This window comes from uncultured Sulfitobacter sp. (genome assembly GCF_947497275.1).
Classification (GTDB): domain Bacteria; phylum Pseudomonadota; class Alphaproteobacteria; order Rhodobacterales; family Rhodobacteraceae; genus Sulfitobacter.
Genome location: NZ_CANMFS010000005.1, coordinates 168,793 through 186,028, shown reverse-complemented (window position 1 = coordinate 186,028; position 17,236 = coordinate 168,793). Strand labels below are relative to the sequence as shown.

At 61.8% G+C, this 17,236-nt stretch carries 19 protein-coding genes; 12 read left to right on the top strand and 7 right to left on the bottom strand.

The window, feature by feature from the left end:
- Positions 1–14 precede the first annotated feature (14 nt).
- From Q1A06_RS12445 to Q1A06_RS12435, 3 genes are read left to right on the top strand one after another with little or no spacing between them, the layout of a single operon-like run.
- On the top strand, positions 15–1,037 hold the full coding sequence (locus Q1A06_RS12445) for a quinone-dependent dihydroorotate dehydrogenase (RefSeq protein ID WP_299564265.1): 1,023 nt from the start codon (positions 15–17) through the stop codon (positions 1,035–1,037).
- Entirely contained in the window at positions 1,034–1,375 is a 342-nt protein-coding gene (gene arsC / locus Q1A06_RS12440) for an arsenate reductase (glutaredoxin) (protein WP_299563888.1), read from the top strand. The genes Q1A06_RS12445 and arsC overlap by 4 nt, the downstream gene beginning before the upstream one ends.
- A complete protein-coding gene (locus tag Q1A06_RS12435) occupies positions 1,372–2,172 on the top strand; it encodes a class I SAM-dependent methyltransferase (protein ID WP_299563885.1) in 801 nt (266 codons plus the stop codon). The genes arsC and Q1A06_RS12435 overlap by 4 nt, the downstream gene beginning before the upstream one ends.
- On the opposite strand, the gene Q1A06_RS12430 is transcribed toward Q1A06_RS12435, so the two are convergent.
- From Q1A06_RS12430 to Q1A06_RS12420, 3 genes are read right to left on the bottom strand one after another with little or no spacing between them, the layout of a single operon-like run.
- Positions 2,169–3,488: an MATE family efflux transporter gene (locus tag Q1A06_RS12430; protein ID WP_299563882.1), complete on the bottom strand. Its 1,320-nt coding sequence runs from the start codon at positions 3,486–3,488 to the stop codon at positions 2,169–2,171. The genes Q1A06_RS12435 and Q1A06_RS12430 overlap by 4 nt on opposite strands.
- The gene (locus Q1A06_RS12425; RefSeq protein ID WP_299563879.1) at positions 3,481–3,993 is read right to left on the bottom strand and encodes a PaaI family thioesterase; all 513 of its coding nucleotides are present in this window, start codon (positions 3,991–3,993) and stop codon (positions 3,481–3,483) included. Before Q1A06_RS12425 ends, Q1A06_RS12430 begins: the two co-directional genes overlap by 8 nt.
- Positions 3,990–4,412: a PaaI family thioesterase gene (locus Q1A06_RS12420; RefSeq protein ID WP_299563876.1), complete on the bottom strand. Its 423-nt coding sequence runs from the start codon at positions 4,410–4,412 to the stop codon at positions 3,990–3,992. Before Q1A06_RS12420 ends, Q1A06_RS12425 begins: the two co-directional genes overlap by 4 nt.
- A 137-nt stretch (positions 4,413–4,549) precedes the next feature.
- On the opposite strand from Q1A06_RS12420, the gene Q1A06_RS12415 reads away from it, so the two are divergent.
- Positions 4,550–4,930 (top strand): MerR family DNA-binding transcriptional regulator, encoded by a 381-nt coding sequence (locus Q1A06_RS12415; RefSeq protein WP_299563874.1) that lies wholly within the window; start codon positions 4,550–4,552, stop codon positions 4,928–4,930.
- Positions 4,931–4,942: 12 nt separating this feature from the next.
- Here the strand turns inward: Q1A06_RS12415 and Q1A06_RS12410 are convergent, their stop codons facing one another.
- Positions 4,943–5,131, bottom strand: coding sequence for a hypothetical protein (locus Q1A06_RS12410; RefSeq protein WP_299563871.1), 189 nt, complete (start codon positions 5,129–5,131; stop codon positions 4,943–4,945).
- A 593-nt stretch (positions 5,132–5,724) separates the two neighbouring features.
- On the opposite strand from Q1A06_RS12410, the gene Q1A06_RS12405 reads away from it, so the two are divergent.
- The 8 genes from Q1A06_RS12405 (at position 5,725) to Q1A06_RS12370 (ending at position 13,472) form a co-directional block, all read left to right on the top strand.
- On the top strand, positions 5,725–6,123 hold the full coding sequence (locus Q1A06_RS12405) for a MerR family DNA-binding transcriptional regulator (protein ID WP_299563868.1): 399 nt from the start codon (positions 5,725–5,727) through the stop codon (positions 6,121–6,123).
- 71 nt (positions 6,124–6,194) lie between these two features.
- The gene (locus tag Q1A06_RS12400) at positions 6,195–7,976 is read left to right on the top strand and encodes an acyl-CoA dehydrogenase C-terminal domain-containing protein (RefSeq protein WP_299563865.1); all 1,782 of its coding nucleotides are present in this window, start codon (positions 6,195–6,197) and stop codon (positions 7,974–7,976) included.
- 54 nt (positions 7,977–8,030) lie between these two features.
- Positions 8,031–8,243 carry a hypothetical protein gene (locus Q1A06_RS12395; RefSeq protein ID WP_299563862.1) on the top strand — a complete coding sequence of 71 codons (213 nt, stop codon included), beginning with the start codon at positions 8,031–8,033 and terminating at the stop codon, positions 8,241–8,243.
- Positions 8,244–8,321: 78 nt separating this feature from the next.
- Positions 8,322–8,768, top strand: a complete 447-nt coding sequence (locus Q1A06_RS12390) for an acyl-CoA dehydrogenase family protein (RefSeq protein ID WP_299563859.1) — start codon at positions 8,322–8,324, stop codon at positions 8,766–8,768.
- A 74-nt stretch (positions 8,769–8,842) separates the two neighbouring features.
- The gene (locus Q1A06_RS12385; protein WP_299563856.1) at positions 8,843–9,481 is read left to right on the top strand and encodes a glutathione S-transferase family protein; all 639 of its coding nucleotides are present in this window, start codon (positions 8,843–8,845) and stop codon (positions 9,479–9,481) included.
- A gap of 53 nt (positions 9,482–9,534) precedes the next feature.
- The gene (locus tag Q1A06_RS12380) at positions 9,535–10,746 is read left to right on the top strand and encodes an acetyl-CoA C-acetyltransferase (RefSeq protein ID WP_299563854.1); all 1,212 of its coding nucleotides are present in this window, start codon (positions 9,535–9,537) and stop codon (positions 10,744–10,746) included.
- 3 nt (positions 10,747–10,749) lie between these two features.
- The gene (locus Q1A06_RS12375) at positions 10,750–11,217 is read left to right on the top strand and encodes a hypothetical protein (protein ID WP_299563851.1); all 468 of its coding nucleotides are present in this window, start codon (positions 10,750–10,752) and stop codon (positions 11,215–11,217) included.
- A gap of 50 nt (positions 11,218–11,267) precedes the next feature.
- A complete protein-coding gene (locus tag Q1A06_RS12370; RefSeq protein WP_299563848.1) occupies positions 11,268–13,472 on the top strand; it encodes a 3-hydroxyacyl-CoA dehydrogenase NAD-binding domain-containing protein in 2,205 nt (734 codons plus the stop codon).
- Positions 13,473–13,571: 99 nt separating this feature from the next.
- On the opposite strand, the gene Q1A06_RS12365 is transcribed toward Q1A06_RS12370, so the two are convergent.
- From Q1A06_RS12365 to Q1A06_RS12355, 3 genes are all read right to left on the bottom strand, one after another.
- Positions 13,572–15,353 (bottom strand): calcium-binding protein, encoded by a 1,782-nt coding sequence (locus Q1A06_RS12365; RefSeq protein WP_299563846.1) that lies wholly within the window; start codon positions 15,351–15,353, stop codon positions 13,572–13,574.
- Positions 15,354–15,580: 227 nt separating this feature from the next.
- Positions 15,581–16,261, bottom strand: coding sequence for a Hint domain-containing protein (locus Q1A06_RS12360; protein ID WP_299563843.1), 681 nt, complete (start codon positions 16,259–16,261; stop codon positions 15,581–15,583).
- Between the two features lie 233 nt (positions 16,262–16,494).
- On the bottom strand, positions 16,495–17,145 hold the full coding sequence (locus Q1A06_RS12355; RefSeq protein ID WP_299563840.1) for a sulfotransferase family 2 domain-containing protein: 651 nt from the start codon (positions 17,143–17,145) through the stop codon (positions 16,495–16,497).
- Positions 17,146–17,236: the final 91 nt, after the last annotated feature.

Genomic DNA, 17,236 nt, shown 5'->3' with positions numbered 1-17,236 from the left:
CCCTGATCGAGGCGATGGGCCTGAGCGCGCTGCGCCAGATCGATCCCGAAGCTGCCCATGGCCTCGCCATCCGCGCCCTGCGCGCGGGCCTCACGCCCAAACCCGGTCCGATCACCAGCACGCGGCTTGCCACGACGCTGGCGGGGATGGACCTGCCCAACCCGGTGGGCCTTGCCGCCGGATTTGACAAGAACGCCATGGCCGTCGACCCTCTTGCGATGACGGGCTTTGGGTTCATCGAAGTCGGGGCCGCCACGCCCATGTCACAGGCAGGGAACGACAAACCGCGCCTGTTCCGGCTGACCGAAGACCGCGCGGCCATCAACCGCTTTGGCTTCAACAACGACGGTGTCGATGCGATCTGTGCCCGGCTCGCCAAGCGGTCGCATGTCATCCCCGTTGGCCTCAATCTTGGCGCCAACAAGACCAGCACTGACCGCGCGGCGGACTTCGCCCGCGTCATGGAAACCGCCTGCGACCATGTCGATTTCGCCACCGTCAACGTCTCGTCACCCAACACCGAAAAGCTGCGTGACCTGCAAGGCAAGGCGGCGCTGGCCGCGCTGCTCGACGGGGTGATGGACGTGCGCGGCGACACCCCCGTTATGCTCAAGATCGCGCCGGACCTGACCGACGCGGAAATCACGGATGTGGCCGGGGTGGCCCAGGCCGCAGGGGTCGCCGCGATCATCGCCACCAACACGACGCTCTCGCGCGAGGGCTTGCGCTCGGCCCATCGGGGCGAGGCGGGGGGCATGTCCGGCGCCCCCCTGTTCGAGCGGTCCACCCGCGTACTCGCACGGCTGTCTACGCTCACCGATGTGCCGCTGGTCGGCGTCGGCGGCATCAGCGACGCGGACCAGGCCTATGCCAAGATCTGCGCGGGTGCTTCCGCCGTGCAACTTTATACCGCGCTCGTCTACGGCGGGCTGTCAATGGTGGGGCGCATCGCCCATGGCATCGACGCGCTGCTGGCGCGGGATGGCTTCGCCACTGTCGCCGATGCGGTCGGAAGCAGACGCGGCGACTGGCTGTGATCACGATCTGGCACAATCCGCGCTGCTCCAAATCGCGTGCGGCTCTGGCGCTGATTATCGCCTCCGGCCATCCCCATACGGTACGAAAATACCTGGAAGATGCTCCAAATATCTCGGAACTGGAAGCCGCACAGGCCGCGCTCGGCTGCCGCGTCATCGACATGTTGCGCCGGGGCGAGGCGCGCTTCGGGGCGCTTGGGCTGCGCGCTGACACCGCCCCCGCAGACCTGCTTACCGCTGCCGCCGCGCACCCGATCCTGATCGAACGCCCTATCGTGTTTCGTGGCGACCGCGCAGTCATGGGACGGCCGCCCGAAGCTGTGAAAGAGCTGATGTGACCGACACCGGCCACATCACCGCGCTCAACCGGGCGGCTTGGGACGCCTCCGCCCCGTTGCACGGAACCGGCCCCGCGTGGGACGCGCTGTGCCGCGGATTTCGGGACCGGACGTTCAGCGTATTCGACGAAACAATGACCGCCGCGCTGAACGCGGCGGGCGTCCAGGGCGCGCGGGTCGTACAGATCGGCTGCAACAACGGCCGCGAGACGCTGTCGGCGCTGGCGCTGGGTGCATCCGAAGCACTGGGCATCGACCAGTCGAACGCATTTCTGGACCAGGCCCGCACGCTTGCGGACCTCTCGCCGCACAGCGCCGACTTTCTGTGCGCCGACATCTACGCGCTGCCCGCTGACACGCCGCGCGATTTCGACATCGCCTTTATAACCATCGGCGTGATCAACTGGATGCCGGACCTCGGGGCGTTCTTTGCCGCCGTTGCGGGCCTGTTGCGTCCCGGCGGACAGCTTGTAATCTACGAAACCCACCCGATGCTTGAGATGTTCGATCCCAACAGCGCCACGCCGGACCTGCCCGCCTTCAGCTACTTTCAGAGCACGCCGCACATAGAGACCGGTGTAATCACCTATGACGGCACCCGTGCCGATGCGGATACGCAGGGTCACTGGTACATCCACACGCTCGGCGCGATCGTGCAGGCAGGCATCGATGCGGGCCTGCGTCTGACGACGCTGCGCGAGTTCGCGCAGTCGAACCGCGAGGTCGACTATGACATCTACGAGAATCGCTCCGCGCAGATCCCGATGAGCTATCTGATGCGCGTCGTTCGGACCTAGGCTGCCGCGCGTTCCAGCGCCGGGTAGCGCAGGGCAAGTGTAATCGCCCGCGCGACGAACGAGATCAACATCGCCAGCCACAGCCCGTGATTGCCCAGTACCGGCAGCAGCACGGCAACGCACAGTGCGTAGACCCCGAATGAAACCGCCATCATGTTGCGCATGTCGCGGCTGCGTGTGGCGCCCACGAAAATGCCGTCCAGCATGAACGCCGCACAGGCGAGCACCGGCACTCCGACAAGATAGGGCAGATAGATCCGCGCGGCGGCCCGCACCGGATCGGACGTCGTCATGGTATCGACGATGGCGCCGCCCGCCACCGCGAACACCAGCGCCAGAAGACCCGCCGCCGCCATGCCCCAGCCTGACGCAAGCAGCGCGGCACGGCGCAGCCGCTGCGGATCACGCGCGCCAGTGGATTTACCGACCAGCGCCTCCGCCGAAAAGGCGAACCCGTCAAGCGCGTAGCTGGCGATCATCAGAAATTGCAGCAGCACCTGATTGGCGGCCAGCGTCACATCCCCCTGCCCCGCCCCGAAGAACATGAAGCTGACGAATATCGCCTCCAGCAGAAGCGAGCGGATCAGGATATCGGTATTGACCCCCATCATCCGCACCCAGCGGATGCGGTCGAACACCTGCACCGGGTCGCGCCACGCGGGCAACCAAAACGCGGCACGGCAGAACCACAGGCCCAGCGCAAGACCGCTCCATTCCGCAATGACGGTGGCAAAGGCCACGCCCTGCACACCCCAGCCGAGGCCCAGTACGAACCATAGATCTAGCAGGATGTTCAGCCCGTTCATCCACAATTGCAAGACCAGCACCGCACGGGTGCGCTCCTGTGCGATCAACCAACCGGTGATACCGTAAAGCGCGATGGCCGCAGGCGCCGACCACACCCGCAGCGCCATGTACTGCCGCGCAAGCTCCTCGACCTGCGGACTCGCCGGCGACACCATGAACGCGGCCCAGAACAGCAACCCTTGCAAGGCGATGATCACCACCCCCGCACCCAGACCGATCATCAGCGCGCGGGTCAGCATTGCGGCCACCTCGCGCTGGTCGCCCTGCCCGTCGGCCTGCGCCGTCAGGCCCACGGTGCCCATGCGCAGGAATCCGAACACCCAATAGAACGCTGACAGAATGATCGCACCGATGCCAACCGCACCGATGGGGGCGGCCAGCCCCATCTGCCCCACCACCCCGGTATCGACAGCGCCAAGGATCGGCACCGTCGCATTCGAAAGCACCACCGGCACCGCAATGCGCAGCACCCGACGATGGCTCAGTTTCTCGACCGCTGCGTCAGCCACGCTGTGGCGGCATCAGGAAATGGCCGGTCGCCTGTGCATATAGACGCGCATGATTGTCCTGCCAGCCTTCGACCTGCACGCTGGCATACCGGCGTCCTGCACGGGTGATGCGCGCACGCGCGTAGGCGTCGCGCGGCAATCCGGTGCGCAGGTAATCAACGGTGAATCCAACCGTCTTTGGCAGACGCGGCAGATCCTGCGGCACCGTCCCTTCCAGGTTCAGCTTTCCCGATTCGAGATCTTCCCACAGGTACGACCAGTTCAGCGTCATCACCGCAGTCACCTCCAGAAATGCCGCCGTCACGCCACCATGCAGCGCCGGCAGCAGCGGGTTGCCCACAAGGTCCTGACGGAACGGCAGGATGCCCGTCAACTCGTCGCCGCGCCGCTCGAACTGGATGCCGAGAAACCGGATGTAGGGCACCGCCTCGACCAGTGCGGTCAGGGCCGCATCCCGGCGTTGCTTGACGATCTGCACCGGCTCGGGTTTGGGACGCTTGCTCATCGCTTTGCCTCGACCGTAAAGGCGCCGGTGGCCGTGGCGACCGGATGCTCTGAATCCTCATCCATCGCGACCGCACGCACAAAAGCGACAGACCGCGAGAAGTGATAGCAGGTGGCATGCGCGGTGATCGTCTGGCCCGGTGCCGCGGGGCGCATATAGTCGATCCGCAGGTCAATCGTTGCGGTACCGCCCTTGTTGTCGGGATGGCACATCACCGCAGCACCGCAACAGGTGTCCATCAGTGACGACACCGCACCGCCGTGGATCACACCGGTATGCGGATCGCCGACCAGCTCATCCTTGTACGGCATGCTGATCACGGCTTCGCCGTCCCCCATCCGTTCTGCCTGCATTCCCAAAAGTACGGAATGTGGCAGCGTGGTCATGAACTGTTGCGCAAGTTCGGTCATGTCTGGCATCGGAAGCTCCGGTATAGAGGGCCAAGGTGGCCTTTGATTCCCTATACAACGCAAGGTCGCCCAAAGGGCAAGAGCAGCCGTTGCACATCGTTCCCAAGGGACATAGCTTGTGCGCACGGAGGAGATAAGGACATCCCATGAGCGACGACACCCGTTTGACCTTCAAAGAGATGTGCGCACGCTTCGACGTGACACCGCGCACCCTACGCTACTACGAATATATCGAACTTCTCTCACCCGAGCGTGAAGGCCGCTCGCGGTTCTACGGGCCGCGCGAACGCGCACGGATGGAGCTTATCCTGCGCGGGCGGTCGTTCGAGTTCGCACTCGAAGACATTCGCCAGTGGCTTTTGATCTACGAGAACGAAGGCAACGAGGCGCAGATGCGCGCCTGGGTCGAGATGGCGACACGACAACTCAAGGAGCTGGCGGAGAAACGCCGGAACCTGGATGACGCGATCAGCGAACTGACCCGCCTGCGCGACACCACGCAGGACAGCCTCGACAAGCGGTCCTGACTTGCGCACATATCACAGTTGCGTGCGCGCAATCTCGATCTCGCGTGCTATTGACAGCAGACGTTCGACCATGCTGGCGGGCTGGACTTCGGCCAGCTCAAACGCCACCGTCTCGATAATCTTCGACGCGACATCGAGGTAGACGCACAGGTCATCCTCGTGCCAGTTAAACGCCGACAGGTCCCTGATCGTATCGCACATCGCCAACAACCTCATTTTCCGGGCCGATATACCCGCCGTTAGGATAATACATTCCGACAATCAAGTCGCGCGCTTGCGCCGTATTTCGCCGATTTGCGCTGACACGACGCGAATAGAGCTTTTCAACGGCGCGGTCGCTCGCATCAGTCGGATGGGCCAATCGAACCTCCTGAACGGGCCCCGGGACACTTCGGCGATATCGGTAGGGATTTGACAACGCGGCACGAATTACCCGCAGCACGGCACCTGCGGCGACGGTCCGGCACTCTTCCCTCACCCCGCCGGTCGGAGAAAAAGCGCAAATAAAGTACCGAATTTAAAAGCCACGTCGGACAGGTCGCGGATACATGCCGACGCACTTTTTTTCCAGAATTTACGCGACGTTCAGCGCCAAGGCTTGCACACGAACGGGGAATCACCTTCCGTGCCCGACTGCGGTACCCCGTGCTGCGCGCAGGCGGAGGTTTACCCGGCTTTACATCACGTAAACTATAAAGTGACGTGACGTATGACTACGTCAACTCGCGCGACTGTTGTAATTGCCGTCCGAAACACCCAAATCGGCGGCTGAAAAGTCAATTGCGAGAGCACCCATGAACAGCGAAACAATGACGATCCGCCAGATGTGCGACACATTCGGCGTGACCCCGCGAACATTGCGCTTCTACGAAGCCAAAGAGCTGCTGTTTCCGCAGCGTGTCGGCCAGAAACGTCTGTTCACGAAACGCGACCGTGCCAGGCTCAAGCTGATCCTGCGCGGCAAACGGTTTGGTTTCAGCCTCGAAGAGATCCGACAACTGCTCGATCTCTATTACAAGGGGGACAGCCAGCTTCACCAGCTTGAGCAGACCTACGATGTCGCGCGCACCCGGCTCAAGGACATGGAGCAACAGCGCGCCGAACTCGACAGCGCCATCGACGACTTCCAGGACCAGCTCAAATGGCTCGAAGAAATGATCGTCTCGATGGGCACCACCCGCAAGGCAGGCTGACAAGGCGGCGGTACCGGAGCCACCGCACAGATTACAAGTACCACCGCGATACGATCTCAGGGAGAGAAGACATGCCGACCTATACCGCCCCTACGAAAGACATGCAGTTCGTCCTTCACGACGTTCTGAAAGTGTCCGCCGCCAAGATCCCCGGTTACGAGGACCTCGAGCCGGATTTCACATCCGCCATCCTTGATGAAGCGGGCAAACTCACCTCCGAAGTGCTCGCGCCCCTCAACGCTGTGGGTGACAAGGAAGGCTGTCGTCTAGAAAATGGCGTCGTCTATACGCCCGCCGGATTCAAGGCAGCCTTCGATCAGGTCCGGGCAGGCGGCTGGACCGGCCTCGATATGCCCGAACAATACGGCGGTCAGGGCATGCCCTACGTGCTGGGCACGGCCGTGGGCGAGTTCTTCTCGGCGTCGAACCAGGCGTTCACAATGTACCAGGGCCTGACACACGGTGCCGCCTCCGCGATCCTCGCGCACGGCACCGATGCGCAAAAAGACACCTACCTCCCCAAGATGGTCAGCTGTGAATGGACTGGCACCATGAACCTGACAGAGCCGCACTGCGGTACCGATCTGGGCCTAATGCGGACCAGGGCGGTCCCGCAGGACGACGGCAGCTACAAGATCACCGGTCAGAAAATCTTTATCTCGTCGGGCGAACATGACATGGCCGACAACATCATCCATCTGGTGCTGGCCAAGATCGAAGGCGGCCCCGAAGGCATCAAGGGCGTGTCGCTGTTCATCGTGCCCAAGATCAACCTGAACGAGGACGGCAGCCTTGGGTCGCGCAACAGCGCCACTGTCGGTTCCATCGAAGACAAAATGGGTATTCACGGCAATTCCACCTGCGTGATGAACTACGATGGCGCGACAGGCTTTCTGCTGGGCGAAGAACACAAGGGCATGCGCGCCATGTTCACCATGATGAACGAGGCCCGCGTCGGCGTCGGCATGCAAGGTCTGGCTCAGGCCGACGTGGCCTATCAGAACGCGCTGGCCTACGCGCACGACCGGCTTCAGGGCCGAGCCGTGACAGGTGCGGAATTCCCTGACAAACCCGCTGACCCGCTGATCGTGCACCCCGACATCCGCCGCTCGCTGATGGACCAGAAAAGCTTTGTCGAAGGTGCCCGTGCCTTCATCCTGTGGGGCGCCACCATGATCGACGCGTCGCACCGCGCCGATGACAAGGACGCGGACGGCCTTGTCTCGCTGCTGACACCGGTCATCAAGGGGTTCCTGACGGACGTCGGCTACGACATGACGGTCAAGGCCCAGCAGGTCTACGGCGGCCACGGCTATATCGAGGAATGGGGCATGTCGCAGTTCACCCGCGACGCCCGCATTGCGATGATCTACGAAGGGGCGAACGGCGTTCAGGCGCTCGATCTGGTCGGCCGCAAGCTGGCGCAGGACGGCGGCAAGCATGTGATGGCGTTCTTCGATCTGGTCAAATCCTTCTGCAAAGACAACGCAGGCCAGGATGCGGCCTTCGACAAGAATTTCATCGAACCGCTGAAAGCCGGCAGCAAGGATTTGCAGGCTGCGGGGATGTATTTCATGCAGAACGGCATGAAAAATCCGAACAACGCGCTCGCAGGGTCGAACGATTTCATGCACATGTTCGGCCATGTCTGCCTTGGCCTGATGTGGGCGATGATGGGCAAGGCGGCGACCGAGGCGCTTGCCAACGGCACCTCTGACACCGCATTCTACGAGACGAAACTGGCCACGGGCCGCTATTACATGGCGCGCCAGTTGCCCGCGACATCCTTGCACCTCACCCGCATCCAGTCGGGCGCGGAAACGGTGATGGCGCTGGACGCGGCCAACTTCTAAGATCGGGCGGCGGGGGCAGATCCCCCGCCAACCAACCAATCTGCCGGAGAGACCATGCCGAAACGCTTCCGCCTGACCCGCCGATTTCCCGTCGCCATGACCGAGGACGGCTATCGCCGCCTGAAGAAATTCAGCACCGATGCGGGGCTCGATGAAGGTGAGGCGCTGTCGTTCCTGTTCGAAAATTTCTCCTCCGTGATGAACGAGGAAAACCTGATCGCACGGCTGCGGCTGTTCAATTCCGATCTTGAGGACAGGAAAAGGTAAGCAGCCTGGCGGTTCCGTGCGCGGTGCCAAGACGATATGCAAACGCCGATAAGGCGTGTGACCGGACGGGGGAACGGGATGATCCGCAAAAGATATCGCACAGTCGCGACACCCTGTGCCGTCCCGCCCGAAAGCCTGCACGGTGTGCGTCGCGTTCCTGCTGGCATCGTCGCGCACCGCACCACCCATCGCAAGACGGGCGAGGCCCTCGGCGGACCGTTCACCCAATTCCGGAACATCCGTTCCGAACTGGCCGAGCGCAAGATCACCGTGGCCCGCGCCGTTCCTGGTCAACGCATCGCCGTGCTCCCGCAGGGCGTGCAAACAATCGAACGCGCCGCGATGGCGAAATACTGGACGACCGATGCCCAAGGCGAACGGCTTGCACCCTGCCTCCGGTTGCAAGAAAGGTACGGTTTCATGCAAGACTACGTCATCGGCCAGATGTCGGCCGACGCCCGCGTGCAGCGGACCTACGGCGGCACCAACGAGATGACGACAAAGCTGATCGCCCGCAGTCCCTGAAACCGCGCGCAGTCATTCACAACAGAGGCGCGGCGGCCCTGCCCCGTACCCCGAACAAACGACAGGAACCGGCTATGACCATCAAACTCTATTGTTTCGGCGAAAGCGGCAACGCCTACAAAGCCGCACTCGCGCTCGAACTTTCCGGCCTGGACTGGGAACCGCTCAAGGTCGACTTCTTCGGCGGCGAAACCCGCACGCCCGATTACCGCACGCAGATCAACACTCTGGGCGAAGTTCCGGTGATGATCGACGGTGACGTCAAGCTGACCCAGTCGGGCGTCATTCAGGACTATGTTTCCGAGAAATCGGGGAAATTCGGCGGACGCGACGCCGCCGAACGGCGCGAGATTTTGCGCTGGGTGCTTTGGGACAATCACAAGCTCAGCTCGATGGCCGGTATGACGCGGTTCCTGATGAACTTCCTGCCCGAAGACAAACAGCCCAAAGAGGTGATCGCCTTCAACAAGAACCGCCTCGCTGCCACCTATGATCTGCTTGACAGCCATCTCGACGGCCGCGACTGGATCGTCGGCGACAGTGTGACAAACGCCGATCTGAGCTGCTGCGGGTATCTGTATTACCCCGAGCCTTTCGGCTTTGACCGCACCGAGTACCCCCACATCGACGCATGGCTGACGCGCCTGTCCAACCTCGACGGCTGGAAAAGCCCTTATGATCTGATGCCCGGATCCCCTGCGGATCGGGCCTGAACACGCCAATTCCCCGCGAGGGGACCGAGAAATGCGAACCGAAGGAAACGGATATGACCGACGCCTATATTTACGACGCCCTGCGCACCCCGCGCGGCAAAGGCCGCAAGGACGGCGCGTTGCATGAACTGACATCGCTGCGCCTCTCGGCGCTTACGCTCAACGCCTTGAAAGAGCGTAACAATCTCGACGGTCACGCCGTCGAGGACGTGATCTGGGGCAACGTCACGCAGGTGATGGAACAGGGCGGTTGTCTTGCCCGTTCTGCCGTGCTCGCCTCCGATCTGGATGAACGCATCCCCGGTCTCGCGATCAACCGCTTCTGCGCCTCCGGCATGGAAGCCGTGAACCTGGCGGCCAACCAGATCAAAGGCGGCGCCGGCATGGGCTACATCGCCGGTGGCGTGGAGATGATGGGCCGCGTGGCGATGGGCAGCGACGGCGCCGCCATTGCCGCCGATCCAAGCATCGCGATGGAGAGCTATTTCGTGCCGCAAGGCATCTCCGCCGACATCATCGCAACGGAATACGGCTTCAGCCGCGACGACGCGGACCAGATTGCCATCGCCTCGCAACAGCGTGCGAAAAAGGCGTGGGACGAAGAACGGTTCTCCAAATCCGTCATTACCGTGCGCGATCAGAACGGTCTGGAGATCCTCAGCCACGACGAATACATGCGCCCGCAAACGGACATGCAATCGCTCGGATCACTGAGCCCCGCGTTTCAGCAGCTGGGTGAGGTAATGCCCGGTTTCGACAAGGTGGCGCTGCTGAAATACCCGCATCTGGAAAAGATCAATCACATCCACCACGCAGGCAACTCGTCCGGAATCGTCGATGGTTCCGCCGCCGTGCTGATCGGTAACAAGGAGTTCGGCGAAAAATACGGGCTGAAGCCGCGCGCCCGTATCCGTGCAACCGCCAAGATCGGCACCGATCCCACGATCATGCTGACCGGTCCTGTCCCCGTGACCGAAAAGATCCTCAAGGACAACGGTATGGACATCAAGGACATCGACCTGTTCGAGGTCAACGAAGCCTTTGCCGCCGTTGTCATGCGCTTCATGCAGGCGTTCGACGTGGACCACGACAGGGTCAACGTCAACGGCGGTGCCATCGCAATGGGTCATCCGCTGGGCGCGACGGGTGCCATGATCATCGGCACACTGCTCGACGAGCTTGAGCGCGCGGACAAGGAGGTGGGCCTCGCCACGCTCTGCATCGCGTCCGGCATGGGTGCCGCGACGCTTATCGAGCGGGTCTAAGCAGTGAATGTCCTTGATCAAACCGACGAGGCGGCGCAGCAGATCTATCAGGATCTGCTCGACCGCATCGCCAATTCGTATCGGGACAATGATTTCGAGGCGCTGACGGGGCTGATCCATCTGCCCTATACGGTTCTGAGTTTTGGTCCAGTCACGGTTCTCGAAAACCCCACGGACCTGAGAAAGCTCTTCGACGGCATCCGCCGCTATCTCTCCCGCACGGGCATCACGCATTATCACCGCGTCTGTCTCGTGGGGCGATTCACGGCCACGGACGAGATCGAAGCCATGCACGAGACGCGGTTGCTGGCCGGCGCGCAGCTGGTCGAGACGCCCTATCCGGTGAAATCCGTGGTGCGGCGGTTCGGGGACAAATGGAAGGTCTGCGAATCCGACAACGCGCTGGAACCGGATCGTGGTTTTGGACGCATTTTTCAAGAACATCGCGCGAACCGCGGGCGCCGCCACTGAAACATTCGGCCCCGCAAGGGGCAGCGACACAGACAAAGGAAACTCAGCATATGACTGATTTTACGATGAAAACAGATGCCGAAGGCATCGCAACGATCACATGGGACGTGGACGGCAAATCCATGAACGTGATGTCCATCGATGGTCTCGAAGAGCTTGACGCGCTGACCGACCAGGCGCTGGCCGACGACGCCGTCAAAGGCATCATCATCACCAGCGGAAAGGAAGGCTCCTTCGCCGGTGGGATGGACCTCAACTTGCTCGCGAAGATGAAAGAAGACGCCGGCGACGACCCGGCAAAGGGCCTCTTCGAGGGCACGATGCGGATGCACAAGCTGCTGCGCAAGATCGAACGCGCTGGGATGGACCCCAAAACCAACAAGGGCGGCAAACCCGTCGCCGCCGTGGTGCCCGGCACCGCCGCAGGCATCGGACTTGAACTGCCGCTGGCCACGCACCGCATCTTTGCCGCCAACAATCCCAGGGCCCGGATCGGCCTGCCCGAGATTCAGGTCGGCATTTTCCCCGGTGCCGGCGGCACAACCCGACTGGTGCGGATGCTGGGTGCGATGGCCGCCTCTCCGCTGCTGCTGGAGGGCAAGATGATGGCACCCGACGCCGCCAAGAAGGCAGGCGTCATCCACGAGGTATCCGACGATCCGATGGCCGACGCCCGCGGCTGGGTTCTCTCTGCGAAAGATGCCGATATGCTTAAACCGTGGGATGCCAAGGGCTACAAGATGCCCGGCGGCGCCCCTTACCACCCCGCCGGTTTCATGACCTTCGTCGGTGCCGCCGCGATGGTCAACGGCAAGACCAAAGGTGCCTACCCAGCCCCGAAGGCGCTGCTGAGCGCGGTTTACGAAGGTGCGCTCGTCGATTTCGACACCGCGCTCAAGATCGAGGCGCGGTGGTTCACCTCCATCCTGCTCAACCCGTCGTCCTCCGCGATGATCCGCTCGCTCTTTCTCAACAAGGAGGCGCTTGAAAAGGGTGCCGTGCGCCCCGAGGGCGTGCCGGACCAGCGCGTCAGGAAACTGGGCGTGCTGGGCGCGGGCATGATGGGCGCAGGCATCGCACTGGTCTCCGCGCAGGCGGGTATCGAGGTCGTCCTGATCGACCGCGACCAGGAAGCCGCCGACAAGGGCAAGGCCTATTCCGAGAGCTTCATGGACAAGGGGATCGCGCGCAAGAAAGCGACGCCCGAAAAGAAGGAGCAGCTGCTCAGCCTGATCACCGCCACACCCGATCTCGACGCGCTCAAGGGGTGTGACCTGATCATCGAAGCCGTGTTCGAAGACCCGAAGGTCAAGGCCGAGATGACGAGGAAGGTCGAAGCCGTGATCCCCGAAGACTGCATCTTTGCCTCCAACACCTCGACGCTGCCGATCACCGAGCTTGCCAAGGCATCGAGCCGCCAGGACCAGTTCATCGGCATCCACTTCTTCTCGCCCGTCGAAAAGATGCTGCTGGTCGAGATCATCAAAGGCGATAAAACCGGCGACCGCGCCGTGGCCAAGGCGCTTGATTACGTGCGCCAGATCCGCAAGACACCGATCGTCGTCAACGATGCGCGCTTCTTCTACGCCAACCGCTGCATCATCCCCTACGGCGGCGAGGCAAACCGTATGATCACCGAAGGCGTGGCGCCGTGGTACATCGACCATGCCGCACAGATGCTCGGCTTCCCTGTGGGGCCGGTGCAGCTGGGCGACGAAACCTCCGTCGATCTGGCCACCAAGATCATGCGCGCGACAAAAGCCGCGATGGGCAACGAATACCCCGCGTCCGAGGCCGACGATCTGATCGTCTGGCTCGAAGTTCTGGGTCGCCTCGGTCGCAAGACCAAGGCCGGCTATTTCGACTATGACGAAAAGGGCAAGCGTCTGGGCTACTGGAAAGGCATCCACGACAAATATCCGCTGGCCGAAGAGCAGCCAGAATTGCAGGATGTGCAGGACCGTCTGATGTTCGTTCAGGTCCTCGAAGCGGTGCGCGCGCTGGAAGAAGGCGTGTTGATGGACATCCGCGAAGGCGACGTGGGCGCGATCCTCGGCTGGGGCTTCGCGCCGTGGTCCGGCGGCCCGTTGTCATGGCTCGACATGATCGGCACGCCCTATGCCGCCGAGCGGTGTGACCAGCTTGAGGCACAGTTCGGCGAGCGGTTCAAATGCCCCGATCTGCTGCGCGAGATGGCGGAAAAGAACCAGACGTTCTATGGCCGCTTCGGGCCGGGCGACCAGAAAGCGGCCTGAGACGCCGCATCTGCTCTGCCCCTACCCACAGGTTAGGGGCACGAAACGAAAAACGCCGCCCCGGATCGGGGCGGCGCTATCATTTGAGATGCTATAGTATTACATCATCAGATCGAAGTTTTCACCGTTCGCCATGACATTCAGCGAGTCTTCTTCCGCGCCGTCGATCACTGCCCAGAGGATCTGGCCGGTGGGCCGGTATGTCACGAACGCCTCCGCGACGTCGTCTTCGCCTGCGTTGGCTGTCAGGGCCAATTGCACGATGAAATCATCCGCGCCTGCGGCGCCGCCACCAAACACAAGCGTGTCGCTGTCACCGTCGAAATCCTGGATGAAATCGGTGCCGTGTCCGGCGACTCCGGTGTGAAAGACCTTGTCAGCGCCGTCGCCGGTGTTGATCCGGTCGTTGCCAAATCCACCGTTGAGGAAGTCGTCGCCCTCACCGCCGACCAACAGATCGCCGAAGGCACCGCCAGACAGAACATCGTCACCGTCCTGACCAACCAGCGTATCACCGCCGGTGCCGCCCAAAATGGCATCGTCGCCGTCGCCACCATAGACCTGATCGTTGCCGTCTCCCCCTTCGAGGTTATCGTCGTCGTCACCACCGTCGACAAAATCATTACCGTCACCGGCCTTGATCGTGTCCTCGCCATCGTCGCCACGCAGGGTATCGTTGCCACTGTCACCGATCAGAATGTCATTGCCATCCCCACCCGATGCGAAATCGGCACCTGTACCGGTGTGCGTGTTCATGAAGCCATCGTTCGCGTCGGCCCATGATCCAACGTGGATCTCGTCGTTGCCGTCACCACCGAAGATCATGTCTGAGCCGTCAGCATCCGCGTCGAATGTCTCACCCGTGGCGTCAGCGACACGGCTTTCGTCATCGCCGGTGATGATGTCGTCACCGTCACCGCCGTTGATGGTGTCGTCACCGGTACCACCTGCGTAGGCGTTGTCATAATCGTCGATGGTCAGCGCGCCTGATGCCGCTTCGTCTGCCGCATTGGTGTCGTTATCATCGTCGTCACCTGCGTTGATCACATCGTCGCCACGACCGCCTGACACCACGTCGCCACCGGCACCGCCTTCGATCATATCGTCGCCAACGTTGCCAAGAAGCACGTCATCGCCGCCATTCCCAAAGATCGTATCGTCGCCCGCACCACCGTCAAAGGTATCATCACCATCGCCCAGCGTGGTGATCCGCGCACCCAGATCCTCCTGATCGTCCAGAATGTCGAAAGCTTCGACACTGTCGATCGCCTGAATCTCGCCCGCAGCGGCCGGCAGGAGGTTGACGTAGCCGTCCTGCTCGCCGTTGACTTCGCCGTCGGTTCCGGCGCCGATGCCTTCAGGGACGTCGATGCCGTGCAGAACGATTTCACGTAGTTCGAGCGGCATCAGATCATCGGCGGTATATTCGGTACCGAACGGGCTGAAGAACAGGTCGTCATTGCCCAGATCGTAAGAAGCGAAGAACGCCAGGTCGCCGTTTGCGTCAGCGGTCGGCAGTTCCCCGTCCTCGCCCAGCAGCGTCAGGATGATATCACCGTAAAGACCAAGGCCTTCGAACACCTCGACCGCGCCGTCGCGATCCGCATCGTCCTGGATCGTTGGCGTCGTCGAGTCGACGGGATTCATGTCATCATCGAAGAGCCCGTGAATGTGCTGCGGATGCTGAACATCGGGCGTCAGACCCTCGGCGGAGAGGGAGATGTTGAGATAGGTGTTCCCGTCATCGCCTTCACCGGTCGCGAGGATCGCCGATCCGTCGACACCCGAAGAGTTGAGCGCGGAGAAGTTCACTGCATGGAATGTATCTGCGTCATTGAGAAACGCTGCGAAGGAAGAAAAATCTGTACCTGGATTGGCCATGGAATAGTTACCCTTTATTGCTTACACCCCATAGTCACGATACATGTAGGCAAGAGTTTCATAAAAATCGGAAAATCCGAACCTGTCCGGATAACAACCTGATTTCAATAAACATTATATTGCAGTTTCCGACATTTTATTTCAAACACGGTCGGGAACCGTGAACCAGGGCGACCCCCACAAGCGCCGGAAATATGACGCGCGATCAAGTGTTCAAAGCGTTCGTTTCAGGCGTAACTAGCCGCCCGCGCTTGCGTCCCGTTCGTGGCCGCCAAGATGCGATCTTCCATGCAGATATGATCAACCAGTTTTTCCGCGTCTTCACCGCCGAGAACATGGTAGCGCGCGGTTGCGCCTGCCTCGATAAAGCGGTCGAGCCGGGCCAGTTTCTGCACGCAATGGATCAGCGCGCCGCCCTCGGCATAGATCACCTCTTCATCAGCAAAATAGACCGCGATCAGCTCGATCCGCTGCAAGGGCTGCCGGCGGTGGATGCCGCGATAGCCTTCGAGGCTGAGCGCCGTGAGGATAGCAAACGGATCGCCGTGAATGTCCTGCGCCGCATCGCTTTCGACCATCACCCCCTGGTCGGGCAACAGCACCAATTCTTCGCGGTTGCCCAACACCCCTTCGGGCACGACGACGGGCCACAGGGCTTCGGCGGTCTCCGGCGCATCAAGCCACACGTGGGCGCGGCGGATTTCGGTGATTTCCTGCATCCCGTGATCAAAGGTCAACACCTTATCGCCCACCGCCAGCGCGTCGATCGCGCGCCAGCCCAGATTGCTTGCCACCCGCGTACCCGCCGTCAACCCGTGGCCCAGCGCCGCCAGCCCTCCGTCACCGGCACCACCGGCTTCCACGGTGCGTCGGGTCGGCTGCTTCGTTCTGAATACCGGTCCAAACATGTTTTCCATCCCCATGGCGTGCACCCTTTTTGCGGTGCGATCGGTTAATAGGTTCATTCGTCGTGATTCGAAGGGCAACCGATGGTCATCTTCACAGCAGGATTGCGGCATTGTTCCTAATACGAAGTTAAATTCCCGCCGCACCGGTGGATTTCGCCGCTTCACGCAACAATTCTCGCGCGCCGAATCGTCGGATCACGAAAAACAGCCGTTCGCCCACTGCACCTTCACGGTTACGGTTCGAAACGATATCCGAACCGCGCGATGTCTTCCGCACAGATCCGCGCCACATGCGCGCGGCTCGCATCGGCGTACGCGCTTCGATAATCCGCGCGCCTGTCGCTCCTGTTCACATGCGGCAGATCCAGATCGAACCCGAGATGCGCCCGCAGCGGCACCAGATCCTCTTCAAGATGTTCAAGCCGGACAAAATGATTGGCGCGCAGACGTCCCGCCGCGTCCGTCACATAGGAGACCGTCGTGCCCGCCTTCATGCTCTGCGCGATCAGCGGCGCCGCGACGAACGCGTCGAACGTCGTCCTTTTCGCCAACGTTACGGCAGGATGATCGAAGTTCTGTCCGCGCAGCCAGTGATAATAGCTGACCATCCGGTCCCACGGATTGCGCACCATGGTAAAGATGAACAGATCGTCCAACTCGTCCAAACTGACCAACCCGTCCAGATCCGCCAGCGTCGCGTGCTTCCACAACCGGCCACGCGCGGTGACATCCGACAACTGCCGCCGCCGCCTGCGCGCCTTGGGCGTGTCGCCCAGCATGATGTCGTCCTTCATCGCACGCCCCTCAAGCGCCAGCGCCATCGACGTGCCGCCGGTCTTGGGGATGTGAATGAACAGGTACTTGCGTCCGCGCGACAGGATCACACACCGTCCTCCTCTGGCTGTTTGATCGCAGGTATCAGCACCGGAGCCGCCGACCGGAGGAGGATCACCGCCCCGACGGAACAGGGTATCG